This is a genomic window from Spirochaetae bacterium HGW-Spirochaetae-1 (genome assembly GCA_002839375.1).
Lineage (GTDB): Bacteria > Spirochaetota > UBA4802 > UBA4802 > UBA5550 > PGXY01.
In genome coordinates this window covers 56,381-77,570 of the sequence record PGXY01000001.1, presented here as the reverse complement: position 1 = coordinate 77,570, position 21,190 = coordinate 56,381, and the positions used below count along the sequence as shown (strand labels likewise).

The window sequence follows — 21,190 nt, the reverse complement described above, 5'->3', positions numbered from 1 at the left end:
CCAGGATATTCCGGGACGGCTTTTTTATTTTTCCTTTCCCTGTTAAAATGAATAACTATTTCTATTTTATAGCCCTGAATATGTTTTCCACCTTCTCATTCCGCTTGTCTGATTTTCTCTTTGTCGACTCAATCTTTGCCCTGGTGCGGTAAAAGGGCTGGATGGATTCCTGGACCCTGATGATCATGGTCCCCACGACACTCTCGATCTCGGCGCTTAGCTGATCCAGGTACTCCTCCCTTTGACGGACCTTCTGGTAAGTTGAATAGTGCCTGTCCATTTCCTGCCGGAGTTTCGAGTTATCCTGTTCAACGGACTTGAGCTGTTCCCTGAACTCCCTGCGTATCTCCTTCACTTCGCGGGAATGCTCTTCATTGAGATCCCTCTTCATTCGACGGATCTTTTCATCATATTCTTTCAGGCACAATCGCCGTTCCTTCTGTCTTTCCTTTTTGATAAGCTGCGCAATTTTACTTTTTCTTACAAACATGATGACACCTGCGATTTAAATATAAAGTAAACAGAATGTTTTATAATGTCAAAAATATTTCATGGTATGTTTTTATCAATGCTTTTTCCATAAAAAAAGCACGTTTGGATTACAACATGCTGTTATTTTCAGTATTTCCTCTGTTATGCTGTTTTCTGCATAAACAAGCAGGGAGTAGCAGAGCCTGTTCCTGATGACCAATATGGTATTTAGTATTGCAAATTTCCATCCTTCACTGTCGCCGCATGATGATGAGCGTGCAGTCGTCTTTTATCTCGGCATCGCCGATGAACTCATAAAAGCATTGGAGTATATGATCCAGAATCGCCCTCGACGAATCACGGGGTGCATCAGTCAGGGCCTGCCTGATGCGCGCCACATCGAACTGTTCCTCGGATTTGTTGCGACTCTCAACCATGCCGTCGGTGAAGAGGGCCAGAATGTCTCCCCGTTGAACGGTGAAGCTCATGGGTACATAAGGGAAGTCTTCAGGTTTTATCCCCAGGAGGAAACCGGAATGTCCAGCCAGATCCTTTTCCCCGGCGGGCTTTACTCCCCCGGAATCGCGCACCAGCATATCATTGTGGGCCGCATTGAGACAATATACGGTATTTCCCTCGAACTTAACCAGCAATCCCGTGAGGAAATAATACGCCTCGCCGATATCACGGTAGAGATCACGGTTTAATCTGTTTAAAATGGAGGGAAAGGCCGTCTCGTGGAAATCACGGAACAGTCTGAATAACTGTGTCTTGGCGATCATGGTGACAAGTCCCGACGATATGCCATGTCCCGACACATCAAAAAGACCTACTCCGATAAGCTTTTTTCCGATCTCGTAGAAATCATAAAAATCCCCTGATACGCCCGCCATGGGCCGGGAGCTGCAGGCCACATCCCACTCATCGCTCACCGGAGGGTCTTTAAAAATAATGGTGTTCTGGACATTCACAGCCATCTGCATATCCCTCTCCGCTATTCGGCTGGCCTCTTCCAATGATTTGTTTGTAGTGATAAGACTTTCGTTAATGCTTTCCATCTCGGTAAGTGCCACATTGAGTTCCTCGGTGCGCTCCTCTACCTTATCCGCCAGGTCCTCATTCATAAGGGCCAGTTTATCAGTGAGGGTTTCCACCGAACGGAAGGCCTTCGAGAACCGGTATGCAAGGAGAAATGACTGGAACAGGATGAACAGAAGGAGCCCCTGGGAAATGAAATAACCCGTGAGGATAATCCTGTTATAAAATAATGCATCATTCGCAAAAGCCGCAATGAGTATCACGAAGCCCACCAGGAAAACCCTCATTCCTTCGTAGCCACGAATGAGGGCCTTCACGAGGAAGAAGCTAGCCACCACTATCACCAAAACGATGAAGATCTGGTAGATATTGAGCGTATAGGAGCATATCCAGTGCGGCAGCAGGGCTTCTATGATGAGAAAAACAAAGGGAAAGGGATCAATGATTCTCACGAAAGAGAGGGGAATGACACCGGGAAAATTCCAGTACAGGAAACGCCCAAATACAGGGATAGTTAAGTAAAGGGAAGCATGAAACAAAAAAAATACAAGACCGGGAGGAATGGCTGGTATAAGGACGAGAATGCTGACATTACCGCTCACGATGGCGAATATCCCCACGAGGAGGCAGTAAAGACCGAAATAGAGAAAGGATTTTTCCTTTCGGCGTAACAGGTAAAGAGTAAGGTGGTAAAGAAAAATGATCATCAAGCTCCCGAACATGAATAGATCCGTGGCAAGGGCCCGTTTCATCATGCCGGTGATCTGGGTTTCGGTCCCCAGGAGAAGGGGCGTGGTTAATCCGCCCGACGGGTAATTGAAATTGGAAATAGCCAGGATCACAGTGAGACGCGATACACCGGGATAGAAACTCTGTGCAGCGGGAGAAACACCAAATTGTTCATCCTTTTCATTACAGGCAACAATGCCATCACGATTGACCAATGAATCGTTAACATAGATAATGCTGGCCGACCGTATTTCAGGGATTTTCAGTGAAAGAATTCGCCGGGAATATCGTTCGTTCAGAAGCACGGTGAGGCAGTAGCTCGCTGCTCCCCTGGCCGGAAGAACTTCTCCAGTCCTGGGGTGCCTGCTCCAGCGGCCCGGCAGCACAGCGATTTCCGAGGCCGGGAGGCAGTAGTCATCCTTGCATGTATCCGGTCTGAGGATCTTGTTCCAGTAAAAAAACCACTCGCCCGAGAGGTTCAGCGGCCCGTCCAGATCAAAGTCCCATCCGCGCAAGTCGAGCACACCGTTCCGGGCCACGGGTTGTTTTTTCCCGGAATATGCTGGAGTACAGGCAGACACGAGAAGAGCTGCAGCAAGGGAAAGGAATAATATACGGAAAGAAAGGTTCACCCGTATCTCCTGCTTATTGCCATTGGGGCTGAATGTTTTAGTCCCCGTTACAGATGTACTACTCGTTGTCCGGTATATTATATCATTAATGGATACCATTCAAAAACATAACAAATGTTCAGACAAATAGGTTCTTTATCCATTCCCCTTTTCAATGGAAGGATGAGTAATTAAAATTTATTCCGGAAGTGAACCCATTCCCGGTGACCATTAAATTGATAATAACATAAAGTATCCGGCAGGCAAGGCTTTTTTCACTTTTGATGGAGCAAACCGGTTATCAGGTAATAAATTATTCCCGTTGTTTTCCCACTCTGTTTAAAACATAGGCTATAAAAAGAGAACCCATCACCAGATTACCGCCGCTGAAAATAATCATAAATCGCAAGGGCATATCATACCTGAAATAACAGACCAGACCACTGAAAAACAGAAGTATCTTGCACGTCCCGAAAATGACAACCAGGTAAAGATATTCCTGCAATGGCTCTTTGCGGAAAAACGAAAAGTATATCGCGGCAAATGTAAAGGCAACAAGACCAATGAAATGAAGTTCCCACCGGTTGCCCATCGGAAGGCCGTACGTTGCAGCCTGGAACTCCGGTAAAAAAAGAAAATTAATCCCACCCAGGGTATTCCATAAACCAACCACCAAAAAAATATACTTCATAACCATACCTCCCTATTTGTTCCCCGATATCTTTTATTATTAATTTTCTTACTAGTAAGATATTTCTTACATTTTGTCAATATTTATTTTTTCTTAAATCTAACTTTTTAAGTACTTGCCAGTTCATTCCTGTTGGTTGTAAGATTTTATGAGAAGAGGAGAAACCAATGGCGGAGAAGAAACAAAAAGATGAAATTAAACAGCTATTCTACGGTACTGTAAAAGTAAGCGATAAAGGGCAGATTGCCATACCTGTTGAGCTTCGGCGAGCGATGGGGATCGAAAAAGGTGACCAGTTTCTTATCGGCATGCGAAAGGATGGCAGGGGTATAACCCTGCTTAACATGGATATTGTCGAGGAACTCTTTAACTTCCAGGAAGATATCTTCAGTTGAGTTTGATAAAAAAATAAAAAAGCCCGCTCGTTTCCGAGCGGGCTTTTATTTTCAGTATTCCCTCTGTTATATTGTTGTTGTATGTATCAACCGCCAAGAAGCTGCAGAACTGTTCTTGTTTTCATGTTTGCCTGAGCCAGCATTGCAGTACCACTCTGTACAAGAATCTGATCTTTCGTCAGATCGACCAGGGTTTCAGCCATATCAGCATCTCTGATCCGGCTCTCAGACGCCTGGATGTTTTCATAGGCAGTCATGAGACCCTTAGCAGCATACTCGAGCCTGTTGTAATAGGCACCGAGGTCAGCTCTTTGCTTGGCAATTTTGTGAAGAGCATCGTCTATGACTCCGATCGCTCTGTTTGCACCGTCAGCAGTACTGAGGTTCGCCAGGAAACGTCCTGTTTTCTCTCTCAGATTGAGTCCCTGCGATGTCATAGTTCCAATGTACACACGCTCCCTCTGGTGCATATTGGCTCCCATATGAAACCACATACTTCCCTTGGGATTCGTTCTCGAGAAATCACCGAGGAGAAGTTTGAATTTGTTGAACTCAGCCTGAGAAGCAATTCGGTCAACTTCATCGATAAGGGCGGATACTTCCACCTGGATGAGCTGACGATCTTCCTGGGTATAAATACCGTTGGAAGACTGAACTGACAGAACCCTGATCCTCTGCAAAATACCTGCAGTCTGATCAAGATACCCTTCAGCAGTCTGCACAAAGGACATACCGTCTTCAGTATTCCTTTCAGCCTGCCTGAGGCCCTGAATCTGCGTTCTCATTTTTTCCGATACTGCCAAACCGGAAGCATCATCTCCAGATTTATTGATCCTCAGACCTGAAGAGAGCTTTTCCATGGACTTGTTTGTGTCCCAATGTTTGAATTTGAGTACCTTGTTTGCATTGATGGCACTCATGTTGTGATTAATAATCATAGTAACACTCCTTTGTTCTTAATAAGCCTGATCTCCATATCAGGCCTTTGATACCAGGTTTAAAAAATTTTTTTTTAGAGACAGGGAATACCATTGGTCACATCGCTGCAACCACATGTGCCTGGATTACATTCAGGAATCAATGCTTGCAGCGACTATATCAGAACGTTTTCAAAGATCGTTTTCATCGCCGGCCCTTCCGGGGCCGGCAATATATTTATATACTCAGTTATCTCAATAACTGCAATATACCCTGTGTTTTCGCGTTGGCCTGGGCCAGCATGGCTGTTCCACTCTGAACAAGTATCTGGTCCTTGGTCAAAGAGACTGTCACTTCGGCCATATCGGCATCGCGAATTCGGCTCTCAGACGCCTGGATATTTTCATAGGCATTCATAAGACCCATGGCTGCATGCTCAAGGCGATTGTAATAAGCGCCCAGGTCTGCACGCTGTTTCGCTATGCGGTGCAGTGCATCATCCATGATTCCAATTGTACGGTTAGCCGATTCCGGCGTTGAGAGGGTAATGGGCCTGCCGATGATATCCTTGATGCCCAGAGCCTTTGCTGTCATGGTGCCGATAAAAACACGCTCGCGCTGATGCATGTTGGGTCCCATATGAAACCACATGGAAGCGGAAAGACTTGCCCTGGCAAAATCTCCCTGAAGCAGGTTCATCTTATTGAATTCCGCTTGTGAGGCAATCCGATCCACTTCATCCACAAGTGCCGATACTTCAACCTGGATGAGCTGTCGATCGTCCGGTGTGTAGATTCCATTGGATGACTGAACGGCAAGAACCCTGATACGCTGAATGATTGAACTGAGTTCCTGAATAAAACCTTCAGCGGTCTGCACAAAAGACATGCCGTCTTCCGTGTTCCTCTCGGCCTGCCTGAGGCCCTGAATCTGTGTTCTCATCTTTTCCGATACGGCGAGTCCAGAAGCATCATCCCCGGCCTTGTTGATTCTCATGCCCGAGGAAAGGGCTTCCATGCTTTTGTCAACGTCCCAGTGCTTGAATTTGAGTACTTTGTGGCTATTAATAGCAGATAAATTGTGGTTGATAATCATTTTGATTCCTCCATGAATCTCATGTGAAGCCAGCCTCCTTGCCGGCTTAAGGCATCCTGCCTTTACAGTTATAAACTCGGTCCTGCCACCCCATATATTGATCCCGGTATACGGCGATTAAAGGCATTTATTGGCGTTTATAGCCGTTTATTACATTATATAACATCAATTCATCCCACAACCATATTTTTTGCCTTTTTCCCCCCATTCATATAATCGGAAAATCCGATTTTTACCATGATACTATTTTTTTTAAATTTAATTTAATTGCAAAAATTATTATACCTCCTTAGAGATACATGTATAATGGTAGTATAAAAACATAATTCTTTTCCCCATGGAGATACTACATGAAAATTGAGTTCGTCGGCGGCGCCCGGACAGTAACGGGATCATCCTATATTATTAAAGATGACGACTTTACCATCATGGTTGACTGCGGCATGTTCCAGGGCAGGCAGGAACTGCGCGACAGGAATGCACTGCAGCTTATCTATGCACCATCCAAAATAGACGCCCTTCTTCTGACCCATGCCCATATCGATCACAGCGGGCTGATTCCAAAGCTGGTAAAGGAGGGTTTCTACGGAAATATCTACGCGACGAAAGCAACCGTAGACCTGTGCAATATCATGCTTCCCGACAGTGCCCATATCCAGGAGATGGATGTCCGCTTCATTAATAGAAAAAACCGTAAGCTGGGGCGCCCCGTAGTTGATCCCCTTTACACCGTAGAAGATGCTGGAAAATGCCTGGAAAACTTTGTACCCGTCAATTACGGTGAAGTTATCCAGATACACCCCAGGATCAAGGTCCGTTTCAGGGACGCCGGCCACATCCTGGGTTCCAGCTTTATTGAAATGTGGATAGATGAAAAGGGCAAACAGACTAAAGTAGTTTTTTCCGGCGATCTGGGCCAGAAAGATCAGGCCATAATCAGGGACCCGGAAATTGTAGAAGATGCCGATTTCCTTCTCATCGAATCAACCTATGGCGACCGTCTCCATAAAAACAAGCAGGACACCTATGCCGAGTTCAGGGAAATAATAAAAAATTCCATTGATACAAAAGGAAATATCGTCATCCCCTCCTTTGCCATCGGACGCACACAGGAGATTATTTATACCCTGGCAAAGATGATACATGCCGGTGAAGTGCCGGCTCTGCCGGTGTATATCGATTCTCCGCTGGCCGTTTCCGCCACGGAAATATTCAGGAACAACATGGAATGCTTTGATGAAGAAACACGAAAAATACTGTCAACAGGGGAAAGTCCCCTGGACTTCGAAACACTTCATTTCACCCGTTCAGCCGAAGAATCAAAAAGCCTGAACGAAAATGCCAGTGGCAGCCTGATCATTTCGGCCAGCGGCATGTGCACGGCCGGCCGTATCAAATATCACCTCATGAACAATCTGTATAAGCCCGATTCCAACATCATCTTCGTAGGATATCAGGCCGAGGGTACACTGGGGCGGCGCATCATTGACGGTGCCAAGCAGGTAAGACTTTACGGCGAAGATGTGGCTATACGGGCGCAAATCCACACCCTGGGCGGTTTTTCAGCCCATGCCGATAAAAAAGGCATTCTTGAATGGATAGGTAATATAAAAAATCCTGACCTGAAAATATTTGTCGTCCATGGTGAAGAGGAATCGACTCTGAGCATGTCCCAATCCATTTCCGAACAGCTGGGCCTGTCAACCCTCGCACCCCGGTGGGGTGAAATTGTAAACCTGGATACTATGGAATCGGAAATGGCCAAATACGGAATCAGCGAGGAATATACGGAAATCGATCACGATATCGATATTTTATTTAAATCCCTGGAGGAGTTGAAGGGACAATATCATAAAAAAATGGACAAAAAAACCCGTGTTAATAAGCATAGACTTCACGAGGATATACAGGATGTGAAATCCATGGTTTCCATGATAATTGATGAATTATAAGGAGAATTGATGAATTCGGAAATAGTGACGCAGGATTACACACTGCGGTATATAGAAGAAGAAAAAAAAATAGCTGTACGGGGGAACCTCAGACTTGCCTCTGTGGAAAAGTATGATGAGATAATTGAATTTATTCTTTTTCACACCATGGCAGAAGAGAGCTCCATCATCCTGGACCTGACAAAACTGGAGACTCTCAACAGTTCGGGCATCGCAGCTCTGGGTATGTTTATTATTAAAATGAAGGAGAAAGACAGGTTTATTAAAATCACCGGTTCCCGGTATATTTCCTGGCAGGTCATATCCCTGGAAAACTTCAAAGACATTCATCGGAAGATAGAAATAGAATTCGTGGTCCAGCATTGACCCGGAAATAACAGTATTTCTGAAAAATTTCTATCACACTGTCATTAATAAAAAAGGCGACATACAGTCGCCTTTTTATATATCTCAAAGAAATAAATTCAGTATAACAGCAGGTTCTGATATGAAAATCCTGCTTACCGTTTAATTACAGGATTTTTGTCACCATTTTCATGATGACATCTATATCTTCCTGAGTTGCATTATCAAGAAGCTTTTTAAAGATAGAAAGCTCTTCGCCGTAATTATTGTCGCCTGAATTCACAAATCGCTGTCCCACGCCATACAGCAGCCAGTCCAGTGAAATTTTGTGTTTAATCGAGATGCTTCTGAGAAATTTAAATGACGGATTCTGGGAACCGCACTCCACCTTCGCAACATAGCGACGATCAATTCCCGATGTCTCACCGAATTCCCTCTGAGTCATTTTAAGCTCTTTCCGCACTTCCTTTATCCTTCCCCGGATATGTTTGAAAAATTCAGCTTCCTGCTGCTCGTCCAAAACATCCTGAGAGAGAACATCATGATCTCTGTATCTTTCCCTGTATTTGCTCTCGTTACCCATGGTTGTATTCATATTCCTTTTGTCCTGTTTGATTAGAATTTATATATAACTTCACTCTGAATATAGTGTGCTATATATATAAACAAATTTACAATAAAACTCTTTTTTTGCAAGAAAAATTAATATTTTAAGAGAAAAAATTACATTATCGTAAGAGAATCTCTTATGGCAATTTGAATATGTAATATATTTCCCTACAAGGAGATACAGCTATTTGATTCACCCTGCTATTTAAAATCTCTTGACACTACCACTCCATTCCCGGTGAAATACGATATAATTGGTCCATATCACTAAATCTTTCAATAAAAAAAGGATGCAGATGATGATTCCTGTTGATGAAGCCCTGAATATAATGCTCCAGTGTGCAACGCCTCTGCCTTCCGAAACCATTCCCTTCCTTGACGCATCAGGAAGAGTTCTCTACGATAATATTAAATCGGAAATAGATGTACCGCCCCTGGACAATTCAGCCATGGATGGATATGCCGTATGCTTTGAAGACACCAGGGGAGCGGAGAAAAATAATCCGGTTAAACTACGCATCATGGATGAGATAAAGGCCGGTGATTTCAGCGATAGCCTCGCATTGACCCGGGGACATGCCATTCGCATCATGACTGGCGCTCCCATACCCCGGGGAGCCGATTCCGTCATTCCCGTGGAGGATACAACTGAAGAGGGAGATCAGGTCCTTTTATTCAAGACCCTGAAAAAAAACGAAAACATTCGTTTTGCCGGTGAGGATATACAGAGTGGACAAATAGTACTAAAGCAGGGGGACATACTCAGATCCGCCCATGTTGGGCTGTTGGCCTCCCTGAACTATGAACAGGTTCGCGTATACCGCCGGCCTTCCGTGGCGGTCATCTCAACGGGAAATGAAGTTGTCGATGTGGGCAGTCCCATACGGAAAGGACAGATCAGAAACAGCAATGCCTACACCCTCTATTCGGAAATTAAAAAATACGGTGCCATCCCCCATTACCGGGGAATCGCCAGGGACACCTTCGAGGAAACAAAAAGAATGTTCCAGGACTCCCTGGAGCACGATATCATCATCACCACGGGCGGCGTTTCCATGGGCAAATATGATTTTGTGAAGAATGTGATGCATGATATGCAGATCGATGTAAAAATTGAAACCATTGCCATGAAACCGGGGAAACCCGTTGTTTTTGGGACACTGGGAAACACACTCTTTTTCGGCCTCCCGGGAAATCCCGTTTCCACCATGATCGCCTTCATTGAATTTGTGCGGCCCGTTATTCTGCGCATGATGGGGATGAGGCAGGTGGATAAACCGCTTATTAATGCCGTCTGCGACGAGGATATTTCCAAAAAACCAGGCCGGCGCCATTACATCAGGGCCTTTTTTTATACCGACGTCACCGGAGATCTGCGAGTCTCAACAACAGGCCCCCAGGGCTCGGGCATACTCCGCTCCATGAGTCAGGCAAACTGCCTGATAATACTCCCGGAAACCATTGAAAAGCTTCACAAAGGTGAAAAAGTCCTGATTCAACTCATCAACCATGAGGAGATCTGATGGCTAAAACCCGGGGGATTGTTCTCTATTCCGGTGGCCTGGACAGCCTCCTGGCCGCCAGGATTCTCATGGAGCAGGGACTGGACATCATCGGGTTCCATTGCATACTTCCCTTTGTTCCCCCAGACAGCGACCCCCAAGATCTCCCGGCAGCCAGAAGGGCAAGCCAGATTGATCTCCCTCTCGTCTTCTACCGCTGCGGAAGGGAATACCTTGACATGATAAAAAATCCAGCCCATGGATACGGAAAAAATTTTAACCCCTGCATCGACTGCCATATATTTTTTTTCAGGAAGGCTGCAGAATACATGCACGAAACCGGTGCGTCTTTTCTTGCCACGGGTGAAGTGGTTGGGCAGCGCCCCATGTCACAGCAGAAACACATGCTCAACCATATCATAAAGGAAACGGGATTGCAGGGCAAACTTCTGCGTCCCCTTTCCGCTAAAATACTGAAACCAACACTGGTGGAAGAACAGGGACTGGTGGACCGAAACAGGCTATTCGATATCAGTGGCAGGGGACGCCGACGACAGATGGAACTGGCAGAGCAATTCGGCATTACCGAATATGAATCACCGGCAGGCGGCTGCCTCTTCACCGATCCCAATGTGGCTCCGCGGATACGTGACCTTGTGGAGCACCATGAAGATTACGCACCCCTCGATTTATTTCTTACGACCGTGGGAAGACATGTGCGAATTGATGAACGGGTCAAAATTCTTGTTTCCCGTAGCGAAAAGGAAAACGTCATTCTGGAGACACACCGGGACGAGGCCGATTATTTTTTCCAACCTCTTTTCAGCGGCCCTGACATCTTTGTGAAGGGTCTGCCTAATGAAAAAGAGTTCCCCTTCATCACTTCAGTAATTGCACGATACGGGAAGCCCCGGGACGATGCAAGGGAAATCAACATTTATCAAAAAGGAGTATTTCTAAAAAAAATACTTGCCGGAGAAAGGGTTTCTGATGAAATCCTGAACAGGATGCGCATTTGACGCGTCTGACTGTCTCTTCCACCTCATGCATGGCCTTTAAAATTATGATGAGAGTAATCAAATGAACTACAAAGAACAATTTATCGAATTCATGGTCCGTTCAAAAGTGTTGACTTTCGGTGATTTCACAACAAAAAGCGGCAGGAAAACACCCTTTTTTATAAATACGGGTAATTATAAAACCGGTGAGCAGATAACGAAACTGGGCTCCTTTTACGCCGAATGCATCAAGGCCAATCTCGGGGATAATTTTGACGTTCTCTATGGTCCTGCCTACAAGGGAATTCCCCTGTGTGTTACCACGAGCATAGCGCTTCACACAAATCATAACATCAATAAGAACTTCTGTTTCAACAGAAAAGAGGCAAAAGATCATGGTGAAGGCGGGTCTTTAATCGGTTACAAACCCCAGGACGGTGACAGGATTATAATTGTCGAGGACGTCATTACCGCCGGGACTTCGGTCCGGGAAAGCGTTCCTATACTCATGGCTCAGGGAAAGGTTAGCATCGCAGGTCTGGTAATATCCGTGGACAGAATGGAGAGAGGCCAGGGAAATAAGACCGCTCTCAGAGAGGTGGAAGACGAATTCGGCATCAAAACAATGTCAATTGTCACAATCCGGGAGATCGTATCGTATCTTCTGAACCGGCAAATCGACGGAAAAATCATTTTGGACGACGCCATTAAGGGCCGTATAGATGAGTACATGGATATGTATGGTGTTAAGTAAAATTCCTCTGCGACATGCCTGCAGACCTTTCAATTAACGGAAAAACAGGATTTTCAGCAATGATAAGGGAGCTGTTTATGCAGAAAAAAGTTGTATCATTTTTAGTTTCCGGAAGAGGATCCAATTTCTCCGTAGTAGCCGAGAAGATATTATCCGGCGAGATCAGGGCAAAATTGGGTATCCTTATTTCAAACAAAGCCGATGCGAAAGCACTTGAAAAAGCCCGCGAATACGGCATGGAGGCTTTTTTTGTGGATCCCCGTCAAATTTCCCGCCAGGACCATGAAGAAAAAATTATCAGGCTTTTGAATAAATATAACACCGATCTGGTGGTGGCTGCCGGATATATGCGCGTCCTTACCTCTTTCTTCGTCCATGCCTTTAAAAACAAAATAATAAATATTCATCCCGCCCTCCTACCGGCCTTCCCGGGAGTGGATGCCCAGAAGCAGGCCTTCGATTACGGAGTAAAGATAACGGGGTGTACAACTCATTTCATCGATGAGGGGACCGATACAGGTCCCATTATACTGCAATCGGCCATTCCCGTTACGCCCGAAGATACCATAACATCTCTTGCAGCAAGAATACTGAAAGAGGAGCACCGCATTCTTCCCGAATCAGTAAAGCTTTTCTGCCAGGATAAATTACATGTGGAAGGGAGAAAAGTAACTATTTTATAACTTTATTGCCGCTCAAATTTTTTCTTCAATCCCTTGTCGTTTATCTGAAAAAAAACTTCAACACCACCATCGATCTGTTCCTGTTTTATAATTCTTCCCTCTTTTAATGGCTTCTCAAATTCACCGTTTATTTTTGTTATATCCGTGTACCTGCTGCCATTTCTCACTCGCACGTTGACAATATCCTTCAATATCTGGTGTCTTGCCATCTCCCTGGCCTTTTCAACATCTTCCGCCGTGACTCTCACGGTATAGGTGTCTTCATCGACCCATCCGGTCGTAACACTGACCTCGGTAGTCTGGCCAGGCTGCCCTGGTTTAGGTACTACAGTCGTCTTGTCCGTTGCACATGATATGCAAAACACAAAAATTAAAATGATAGGTGCAAATTTCATTTACATTCTCCTTCTTCCTTTTTTATTAAACTACCGGCTTTGAAAAATATTTCAACAATAAAACAAAAAATATAATTGATATTTAAATGATTCTGAATTTCTATATGCACAGACTAAATCCATTTTATGTTTCTCATATCGCATAATATGAATATATTAATATTAATTTCCATATGTAGCATTATGTCCATATTGAAATAAAAAAAACCAATTTTATGTTGACGTTTCTCAATTTTATTATTATACTGATTTGCGATTATTCATAGATGTGAAATAGAAGGGGGATCACAATCCCCTTTTATAATTTGTCTGTTTCGTAATAAAGGTTCAGACAAATAGATGAAAGTTACATCATTTCAAATAGGAGGAATTTTAGATGAAAAAATTTGTTGCAGTTGCCATGGTACTTTCTTTTGGCATTCTTTTCTCATTGACCGCATGCGGCGGTAGCAAAATGGGTGGAACCGTAAAAGGCGAAACTTTTAAAACTGAGGGCTGGATAGACGAGAATACCTATCGCATTGCCGCAGCTGGTGTCCCCACCCGCACGCTGACAAATCAGGTTCAGAGAAGAGAAGCTGCCAAACGCGCTGCTATTCTTAATGCTCAGTATCAGGTTCTTGAGAAATTCAAAGGATCTAAAATTGAGGGCGCTGCTGGTATGTCTAATTTCGAAATGACCGGAATTGCCATTGCTCAGGAAATACAGGGCACTATTAAAGGTGGGTCTGTATATAAAGTGACTTATGATGCGGAAGATAACTGTGAAATAATCTATGAAGTAAAAGCAAAGGGCCTTAAAAAGAAAGTATCTGCTGCTGATTGGGAATAACTGATTTAATTTCCCTTAAAACCGGAAAAGGCGACTTTTAGTCGCCTTTTTTTTTATTCATACATTTTGCAAAATAAAAAAGGACATCTTTCGATGTCCTTTTTTTATAATTATGTATGATGCCAATCCCGGCAGCGTCCTACTCTCCCACACAGTGACCCGTGCAGTACCATCGGCGATGAGAGACTTAACTTCTGTGTTCGGAATGGGAACAGGTGTGGCCCTCTCTCTATAACAACCAGGAAAATCATTTTCATCAATGTAAGTAACCATATAGACTGGTGGTTATTTTCTGTCAATATAAAATTATAAAAATAAAAAAATATTTTTATTTGCTGGATTTTTTTTTGAATTTTATTACATTAAACTGATTTATATGCCCGATGAGCCTGACCGGTAATCCGTGAGGTAAATACACCATGTCCCAGAAAAAGTTTGATTTCATCAAAACCGGCAATATATACAATTATCAAAGATTTATGAGCAGTAACAATAAGCATACTAAAAAAGAAGCCGGCCTTCAGTCCTTAAAAATAACCTATAACAGGCTAAAAAAGGATCAGCTGATCAGGAAGGAGCATATCCGAAAATTCCGCCAACTCATCGAAATAAACACCTACATCACTAATTCCCTCGAAAAGGAGGAAATCCTCAAAAGGATCCTCCAGCAAATAAAGGACCTCCTCCAATGCGAGAGAAGCAGCATGCTTTTGGTCGATGTTGAGGTAAATCAGCTAAAATTTGCTATTCTCAGCAAGGATGACGAGGGTGAAATGCTGAAGGACACCCGCCTGAAAAAAGGGGAAGGAATTGCCGGAACAGTCTGGAGCAACGGTACTCCCATGATTATCAATGATCCTCTCAATGATCCCCGATTTTCCAATATAGCAGATAAAAAATCTCATATGCGGACATCTTCCATTCTCGCCGTTCCTCTTACCGTTGACGGTGAAATCATCGGCGTTATTGAAGCTATCAATAAAATCAATGGAAAATTTACTCATTTTGATTTGATAATTCTCCAATATATTTCCACGCAATCGGCAATTGCCATTAAAAATGCTGATCTCTACACCATGGCAATTAAGGACGGCATGACCAGGCTCTTTATCCATAAATATTTCAAGGAACGCCTGGTTGAAGAGCTGAAGCGATCACGACGATATAAACATCCACTCACCCTGGCAATGTTTGACATTGACCATTTCAAAGTATTCAATGACACCTATGGCCACCAGGCAGGAGACCGTGTACTCAAGGAGGTCGCGGCCGTTATCGAGGACAACTGCAGATCCATGGACATCCCCTGCCGCTATGGAGGAGAGGAGTTTGCCGTCATACTTCCTGAAACATCACAAAATGATGCCATAATTTTTATGGAGCGAATCCGGCAAAAGATTGATCTAATGCATATTGAGTATAGCGGCACATCACTTCATGTTACTGTCTCGGCAGGATATTCCTCCATTCCGGAACTGGACCCTGGTGACGCCGAGGAGTTCATCACGATGGCCGACAGGGCATTATACCAATCAAAGGAAAATGGCAGAAACAGGATAACTTTTTATAGCGGAGATACTCCTGCATGACATTATACAGATAACACCCGTTTGTTGTTTTTATCTTTCCATTATAACAGCAAACCTGCTATACAGAATTATTCCTTTTTTTATTAAAAGGCTGCTTTTTATACAATAAATCTGGGAATATCACGACTGCAGACCGTTTAATATTTTACTTGCACTTATATGCACTATTATGAAATATGCTTATATAGACAGTAATTTACCTGCAGGCAGATAAACTATTGTTTTTCCGGCAAATATAAAACGTTTGTTATATGTATTACGGGCACTTCTAAAAATCAGTTTTTTCATTATCAACAAACTAAAAAACCTGATTTTTTTGCTGTTTGTGCCTGCTGAACACGAAGTTCGAAACCGCACAGGATGTACAAAAAGGCTTCGACCACAAGGGAACATTTTAAATTTAATTTTTCACGGTTCCCTTATCATATGACGAATACAATCAATCAGGATACAGAAATGAACACCCAGGCAAAACCAAAAAATAAACAAAAACGGAAAGACGGCCTGAAACGTCAGGCGCAGATAATGAGTCTGGCCCTTAAATTATTTGCAGAAAAGGGATACCATTCCGCGTCTGTTGATGAGATCATCAGCACGGCAGGAATAGCAAAAGGCACCTTCTATCTTCACTTTGAGGGAAAGCTTGATATCCTCGATAAAATCGTTGATTCAAACCTAGAAACCCTGTATAATTACTTCAGTGTTCTTGATATTTCATCACCCAGACCCATAGATGAGATTAAGGATATATACGTCAGTGTTGCTCTCCTTCTGGCCAAGGTACCGGAATTCAGACAATTCTCGAAAATTATGCTCAGCGATGTTATTGGTCTCGACAACACTATCCAGTTGAAAATAAATGATTTTTACGACCGCATTGTGGGCATGTCAGCCGACTATATTTTACAGGCCCAGAAGGATGGGCGTATAATTAAAAGCATAGATCCGGTGACAGCATCTATCTGCATCATCGGCAGCGTGAAGGAAATAGTCTACCGTTGGGCCGTTCTTGGAGAAAATATCGATACCGTGCAGGCAATAAAAAACATGCTCGATATTTACCTTTATGGCATTCTTGCTGAGAAATAAGCATACATCCCGAACTGTCCAAGAACCTTATTGCCTTTACATCTTCCTCCGTATTTTTTGAAAACAACTTGACGATTTTTGGTTTTCTTTTAAACATAATATATACTCAAAGTATATATTATGTACCCTATATGCCTATATTGTATATTTGAGGTATGCCATGGAAAAATCAGGGTCATCAAGGAGAAAAAAAATGACATTAAAAACGCACCGTATAATTATTTTAATTTTTGTTGTACTATGTATTGCTACTGCTGGATCATACATGCAGAAGGACTATCTCCGTGCTGCCAAAAAACTGAACATAACCTATGACAAGAAGAAACTGGAATCGGGGGAATTGCAGGTTTTCACCTATACATACCCCCTGGAAAAGGGCGGTGAAGGGAAACGGGTTGTAGGCATCATGCTCATCAACGCAGCACCGGAAAAAGTCTGGAAGGTCCTGGAAAACTGGGATGCCATGGGAAAATATGTTCCCAGCCTGGAGTACTACAAGACAAGGCATATTATCAAACCCATATCAGACAATACCGTGGGAGAATCGTACATTGAAGGAAAACTGAAAGTCGCCTTTCTTTCTATTCTGTATACACTGCATGTCTCTTTTGACAAGGCTTCCATGAGTCAGGAATGGAAGCTCGTGAATGCCGATGAAATTAAAAACCTGAAACAGCAAAACATTATCCTTACGGAAGCAAGTTCATCACTTAAAAACATCCGTGGGTTCGAATATATTGAGCCCTATGATGACGGATCAAAAACCATCTACTATTACGCTCCCATTGTGGAGGTTTCAGCACCCGTTCCGGCCTGGATTGAAAGACAGCTGTCAAAAAGCAGCCTCAACGAATACATGGAAGGGGTTAAGAAAAAAGTTGAAGAAAATAGATAGAAACGTAACATATCCCTGTTCGTGAATACGGAAAGGGCCTTAAAGGCCCTTTTTTTATAAACCTTTGTTTGGATATTTCTCACGTAAATCACATATTATCAGGCTTACTACAAAATTTTTACTTTCCAACCCCGGAGTCATTGCATAGAATTGGTATTTATCGATGAATAAATAATTATAAGGAAGGTTGACACTATGAAACCAGTAACAGCATCGATCGTAATCCTGTTTCTCGCTTTTTCCGGCTGTTCCAAGGAAGAGGCCGATCCTGTCGTATCCGTCGGTTTTCAGCCTGTTCAGAGTGAAGGCTATTGGGTTGATAATGATGCATGGAGGATTTCAGCCACAGGTTTTGCCGGGGAAAAAAACCTTGATAAACCCCAGGTTCAGCGGCAGGAATTGGCCTGTACTGCGGCCAAATTGAGCGCCATGGCAAAAGCCATGCTTGAACTGGGAGAATCCGATACGGCATCCATCAAAATCAAAAACAGAGAGAAGGGAGTGGATGAAACCGCATTTTCCGGATTCATCAGGAATGGTGAAGTGGTTGAAAAGAATTTCAATCCTGATACAAACAACTGCGATATCATTTTTGAGATAAGGGAATCTAATCTCAAAAATAAAGTCAGTTCCAGGCCATAGACAAAACAGTATCGCATAACCGGTAAACATACCATGCCGCAATTTAAAATTATCTCGCGATTCAAACCTTCGGGCGACCAGGAAGAGGCCGTTTTTAAGCTTGCCCGGGGAATCGGGGAAGGAATGAAACATCAGACTCTACTCGGCGTGACCGGTTCCGGGAAGACCTTCACCATGGCAAAAGTCATTGAGAAGATCCAGAGACCGACGCTGGTACTCACCCACAATAAAACACTGGCAGCCCAGCTTTATCGGGAGTTTTCGGAATTTTTCCCCGAGAACGCCGTAGAATATTTTGTTTCCTACTACGATTATTATCAGCCCGAGGCCTACGTCGTATCATCGGATCTGTATATCGAAAAAGATGCATCTATAAATGATGAGATTGACCGGCTGCGGCTCAAGGCCACTTCATCCATCCTGGAGCGAAATGACGTTATCGTGGTTTCATCCGTGTCATGCATCTACGGCCTTGGTACTCCCGATGAGTTCGAGCGCCGTCATGTCCGCATAAAAAAAGGAGACCCATTAGACCGGGACGAGCTCCTTAAAAAGCTGGTATCCATTTATTATGAACGCAACGATATCTCCTTCATACGCGGAACTTTTCGTGTACGAGGCGACATAGTTGAGGTTTATCCGGCCTACCTGCACCAGGAGGCCTTCCGGATAGAATTTTTCGGCGATGAGGTTGATTCCATCTCCTCGGTTAATCCCATCTCCGGAACTATCATCGCCCGCCCCGAAAGCTGCTTTATTTACCCGGCAAAACACTTTGTCTCATCCATGGACGAAATGAAGGAAACCGTTGAACTCATCGAGGCGGAATTGAATGAACGCCTGGAGTATTTCCGAAGCCATGGGAAGCTCCTCGAGGCACAGCGCCTGGAAAGTAAAACCCGTTATGATATGGAGATGCTCATGGAAATGGGCTACTGCAGCGGCATTGAAAATTATTCCCGCATAATCGCGCGGCGAAAGCCCGGTGAACGTCCCTCATGTCTCCTCGACTACTTCAAGGGCAACTTTCTCATGTTTATCGATGAATCGCATGTCACACTCCCCCAGGTCAGGGGCATGTTCGGCGGAGACCGCTCCCGCAAGGAAAACCTGGTTAATTACGGGTTCAGGCTCCCGTCGGCCCTGGACAACCGTCCCCTCTTCTTCGAGGAATTTGACGGCATGATAAAAAACGTTGTGTACGTTTCGGCCACACCTGCCGAATATGAGCTGGATAAAAGCCAGGCCATCGTGGAACAGGTTATCAGGCCCACGGGACTTCTCGATCCGGCCATATCGGTCCGTCCTGCGGAAAACCAGGTAGACGACCTCATCGGTGAAATAAAAAAACGAGCCGAGGCCAACGAAAGAGTCCTGATCACCACCCTCACGAAAAAAATGTCCGAGGATCTGTCCGAATACTTCATTGAAATCGGGATACGGTCCCGCTACCTTCATTCGGAAATCAACACCATCGAACGAGTGGAAATCATCCGCGACCTGAGGAAAGGCGAATTCGATTGTCTTATCGGCATCAATCTTCTCCGTGAGGGACTGGACATCCCCGAGGTGTCCCTGGTGGCTATCCTGGACGCTGACAAGGAAGGCTTTCTCCGATCAGCCCGATCCCTCATACAGACTGCGGGAAGGGCGGCCAGAAATATCAACGGCATGGTTATCATGTACGGAGATAAAATTACCGATTCGATGCAGACTGCCATCAATGAAACTACGCGACGCCGCAAAATTCAAGAGGAGTATAACAACAGGCACGGCATCACTCCGGAAAGCATCAGGAAAGACATTGTCGATATAATTGAAAGAGATTATATCGAGGACAACCGCTTTATCAGCTATGTGGCCGAATATTCATCGGAATACAAGTCAAACAATCTTTCCGACATGAAGGCTTTTCGTGACAGGCTCAAGGATGATATGCTCCAGTCCGCCGACAATCTAGAGTTTGAAAAGGCAGCGGCACTTCGGGACCAGATGCAGGATATTGAAAATAAAATCAGCCTGCTTGAGAAGGTGAAAAAGAATGGATAAATATTTAGAAAAACACCGTCGCATGATTATAAACCTGATAGAGCTGGCAATACTGGAGGATATTGGTCCGGGAGATATAACCTCCGATGCCATCTTCAACCCCGGGCACGAATCAGAGTGCCTCATAATTTCAAAGGACAGCGGAATTTTCTGCGGCGGAGAGATCGCACGTCTCATTTATCAGATAATTGATCCCGGTATCAACACCGAAATTCTCATCAACGACGGAACTGTAGTCTCCCCCGGTACGGAAATATTGAAATTTACAGGACCGACCATTTCACTGCTCAGGGGAGAACGCATCGTGCTTAATTTTCTGCAGCGCCTTTCAGGAATTGCAACAGAAACAAACCGGTATGCCCGGGCACTCCTGGGAACATCAATACAAATTCTTGATACAAGAAAAACCCTTCCGGGCTTCAGGGCCCTGGACAAATACGCAGTGATGACCGGCGGCGGCAAAAACCATCGCATGGGGCTTTATGACATGGTTATGATCAAGGACAATCACATAAAGGCCGCCGGCAGCATAACCGCTGCAGTGAGAAAAATCAGGGTCTGTCACGGCTCTCAATACCGCGTAGAAGTTGAAGCAGCTAATCTCAGCGAAGTACGGGAAGCCCTGGAATCGAAGGCTGATGTCATCATGCTCGACAACATGGACAGAGAAACAATGGGGCAGGCAATACAACTTATCAATGAAAAGGCTGAAATTGAAATTTCGGGAAACGTTGAACTGGATACTATAGATTCCCTTAAGGATCTTAAGGTAACCTATATCTCCAGCGGCGCCCTGACCCATTCCGTCAGGGCCTTCGATCTTTCCATGAAATTCAGAACCGTATAAGTATTTTTATTGTTTTATCCGATAGAGAATATATCATTGCCACTATTCAAGACGAGGTAAT

The 21,190-nt window shown here is 44.2% G+C and carries 21 protein-coding genes and 1 rRNA gene; 14 read left to right on the top strand and 8 right to left on the bottom strand.

Annotation, left to right across the window (positions count from 1 at the left end; all coding sequences use genetic code 11):
* Nucleotides 1-61 precede the first annotated feature (61 nt).
* The 3 genes from CVV44_00395 to CVV44_00385 all read right to left on the bottom strand — a co-directional run bounded on the left by CVV44_00395 (nucleotide 62) and on the right by CVV44_00385 (nucleotide 3,540).
* The gene (locus tag CVV44_00395; GenBank protein PKL41130.1) at nucleotides 62-490 is read right to left on the bottom strand and encodes a hypothetical protein; all 429 of its coding nucleotides are present in this window, start codon (nucleotides 488-490) and stop codon (nucleotides 62-64) included.
* Between the two features lie 232 nt (nucleotides 491-722).
* On the bottom strand, nucleotides 723-2,969 hold the full coding sequence (locus CVV44_00390; GenBank protein PKL41129.1) for a hypothetical protein: 2,247 nt from the start codon (nucleotides 2,967-2,969) through the stop codon (nucleotides 723-725).
* A 193-nt stretch (nucleotides 2,970-3,162) separates the two neighbouring features.
* A complete protein-coding gene (locus CVV44_00385) occupies nucleotides 3,163-3,540 on the bottom strand; it encodes a hypothetical protein (protein PKL41128.1) in 378 nt (125 codons plus the stop codon).
* 167 nt (nucleotides 3,541-3,707) lie between these two features.
* Between CVV44_00385 and CVV44_00380 the strand changes: the two genes are divergently transcribed.
* A complete protein-coding gene (locus CVV44_00380; protein PKL41127.1) occupies nucleotides 3,708-3,935 on the top strand; it encodes a hypothetical protein in 228 nt (75 codons plus the stop codon).
* Nucleotides 3,936-4,021: 86 nt separating this feature from the next.
* Here the strand turns inward: CVV44_00380 and CVV44_00375 are convergent, their stop codons facing one another.
* Nucleotides 4,022-4,873 carry a flagellin gene (locus CVV44_00375; GenBank protein PKL41126.1) on the bottom strand — a complete coding sequence of 284 codons (852 nt, stop codon included), beginning with the start codon at nucleotides 4,871-4,873 and terminating at the stop codon, nucleotides 4,022-4,024.
* Between the two features lie 229 nt (nucleotides 4,874-5,102).
* A complete protein-coding gene (locus CVV44_00370) occupies nucleotides 5,103-5,948 on the bottom strand; it encodes a flagellin (GenBank protein ID PKL41125.1) in 846 nt (281 codons plus the stop codon).
* Between the two features lie 350 nt (nucleotides 5,949-6,298).
* On the opposite strand from CVV44_00370, the gene CVV44_00365 reads away from it, so the two are divergent.
* A complete protein-coding gene (locus tag CVV44_00365; GenBank protein ID PKL41124.1) occupies nucleotides 6,299-7,900 on the top strand; it encodes an MBL fold hydrolase in 1,602 nt (533 codons plus the stop codon).
* Between the two features lie 9 nt (nucleotides 7,901-7,909).
* Nucleotides 7,910-8,266, top strand: coding sequence for a hypothetical protein (locus CVV44_00360; GenBank protein PKL41123.1), 357 nt, complete (start codon nucleotides 7,910-7,912; stop codon nucleotides 8,264-8,266).
* Nucleotides 8,267-8,411: 145 nt separating this feature from the next.
* Here CVV44_00360 and CVV44_00355 read toward each other — a convergent pair whose 3' ends face one another.
* Nucleotides 8,412-8,840 carry a hypothetical protein gene (locus CVV44_00355; GenBank protein PKL41122.1) on the bottom strand — a complete coding sequence of 143 codons (429 nt, stop codon included), beginning with the start codon at nucleotides 8,838-8,840 and terminating at the stop codon, nucleotides 8,412-8,414.
* A gap of 268 nt (nucleotides 8,841-9,108) precedes the next feature.
* On the opposite strand from CVV44_00355, the gene CVV44_00350 reads away from it, so the two are divergent.
* From CVV44_00350 to CVV44_00335, 4 genes are all read left to right on the top strand, one after another.
* Nucleotides 9,109-10,377: a hypothetical protein gene (locus tag CVV44_00350; protein PKL41121.1), complete on the top strand. Its 1,269-nt coding sequence runs from the start codon at nucleotides 9,109-9,111 to the stop codon at nucleotides 10,375-10,377.
* A complete protein-coding gene (locus CVV44_00345) occupies nucleotides 10,377-11,375 on the top strand; it encodes a tRNA 4-thiouridine(8) synthase ThiI (GenBank protein ID PKL41120.1) in 999 nt (332 codons plus the stop codon). Before CVV44_00350 ends, CVV44_00345 begins: the two co-directional genes overlap by 1 nt.
* A 61-nt stretch (nucleotides 11,376-11,436) precedes the next feature.
* Nucleotides 11,437-12,108 carry an orotate phosphoribosyltransferase gene (locus tag CVV44_00340; GenBank protein PKL41119.1) on the top strand — a complete coding sequence of 224 codons (672 nt, stop codon included), beginning with the start codon at nucleotides 11,437-11,439 and terminating at the stop codon, nucleotides 12,106-12,108.
* Nucleotides 12,109-12,185: 77 nt separating this feature from the next.
* Nucleotides 12,186-12,791, top strand: a complete 606-nt coding sequence (locus CVV44_00335; GenBank protein PKL41438.1) for a phosphoribosylglycinamide formyltransferase — start codon at nucleotides 12,186-12,188, stop codon at nucleotides 12,789-12,791.
* Between the two features lie 2 nt (nucleotides 12,792-12,793).
* Here the strand turns inward: CVV44_00335 and CVV44_00330 are convergent, their stop codons facing one another.
* Nucleotides 12,794-13,186, bottom strand: a complete 393-nt coding sequence (locus tag CVV44_00330) for a hypothetical protein (GenBank protein PKL41118.1) — start codon at nucleotides 13,184-13,186, stop codon at nucleotides 12,794-12,796.
* 376 nt (nucleotides 13,187-13,562) lie between these two features.
* Between CVV44_00330 and CVV44_00325 the strand changes: the two genes are divergently transcribed.
* Nucleotides 13,563-14,018 (top strand): hypothetical protein, encoded by a 456-nt coding sequence (locus tag CVV44_00325; protein PKL41117.1) that lies wholly within the window; start codon nucleotides 13,563-13,565, stop codon nucleotides 14,016-14,018.
* Between the two features lie 126 nt (nucleotides 14,019-14,144).
* Here the strand turns inward: CVV44_00325 and rrf are convergent.
* Nucleotides 14,145-14,261 (bottom strand): 5S ribosomal RNA (rrf, locus tag CVV44_00320).
* Between the two features lie 176 nt (nucleotides 14,262-14,437).
* On the opposite strand from rrf, the gene CVV44_00315 reads away from it, so the two are divergent.
* From CVV44_00315 to nadC, 6 genes are all read left to right on the top strand, one after another.
* Entirely contained in the window at nucleotides 14,438-15,607 is a 1,170-nt protein-coding gene (locus CVV44_00315; protein PKL41116.1) for a hypothetical protein, read from the top strand.
* Between the two features lie 360 nt (nucleotides 15,608-15,967).
* Nucleotides 15,968-16,696 (top strand): hypothetical protein, encoded by a 729-nt coding sequence (locus CVV44_00310; protein PKL41115.1) that lies wholly within the window; start codon nucleotides 15,968-15,970, stop codon nucleotides 16,694-16,696.
* A 265-nt stretch (nucleotides 16,697-16,961) separates the two neighbouring features.
* Entirely contained in the window at nucleotides 16,962-17,591 is a 630-nt protein-coding gene (locus CVV44_00305; GenBank protein ID PKL41114.1) for a hypothetical protein, read from the top strand.
* Between the two features lie 195 nt (nucleotides 17,592-17,786).
* Nucleotides 17,787-18,233 (top strand): hypothetical protein, encoded by a 447-nt coding sequence (locus CVV44_00300; GenBank protein PKL41113.1) that lies wholly within the window; start codon nucleotides 17,787-17,789, stop codon nucleotides 18,231-18,233.
* Between the two features lie 33 nt (nucleotides 18,234-18,266).
* Complete coding sequence (locus CVV44_00295; protein ID PKL41112.1) at nucleotides 18,267-20,282, top strand: excinuclease ABC subunit B; 2,016 nt, start codon at nucleotides 18,267-18,269, stop codon at nucleotides 20,280-20,282.
* Nucleotides 20,283-20,304: 22 nt separating this feature from the next.
* Nucleotides 20,305-21,129 (top strand): nicotinate-nucleotide diphosphorylase (carboxylating), encoded by an 825-nt coding sequence (gene nadC / locus CVV44_00290; GenBank protein ID PKL41437.1) that lies wholly within the window; start codon nucleotides 20,305-20,307, stop codon nucleotides 21,127-21,129.
* Nucleotides 21,130-21,190: the final 61 nt, after the last annotated feature.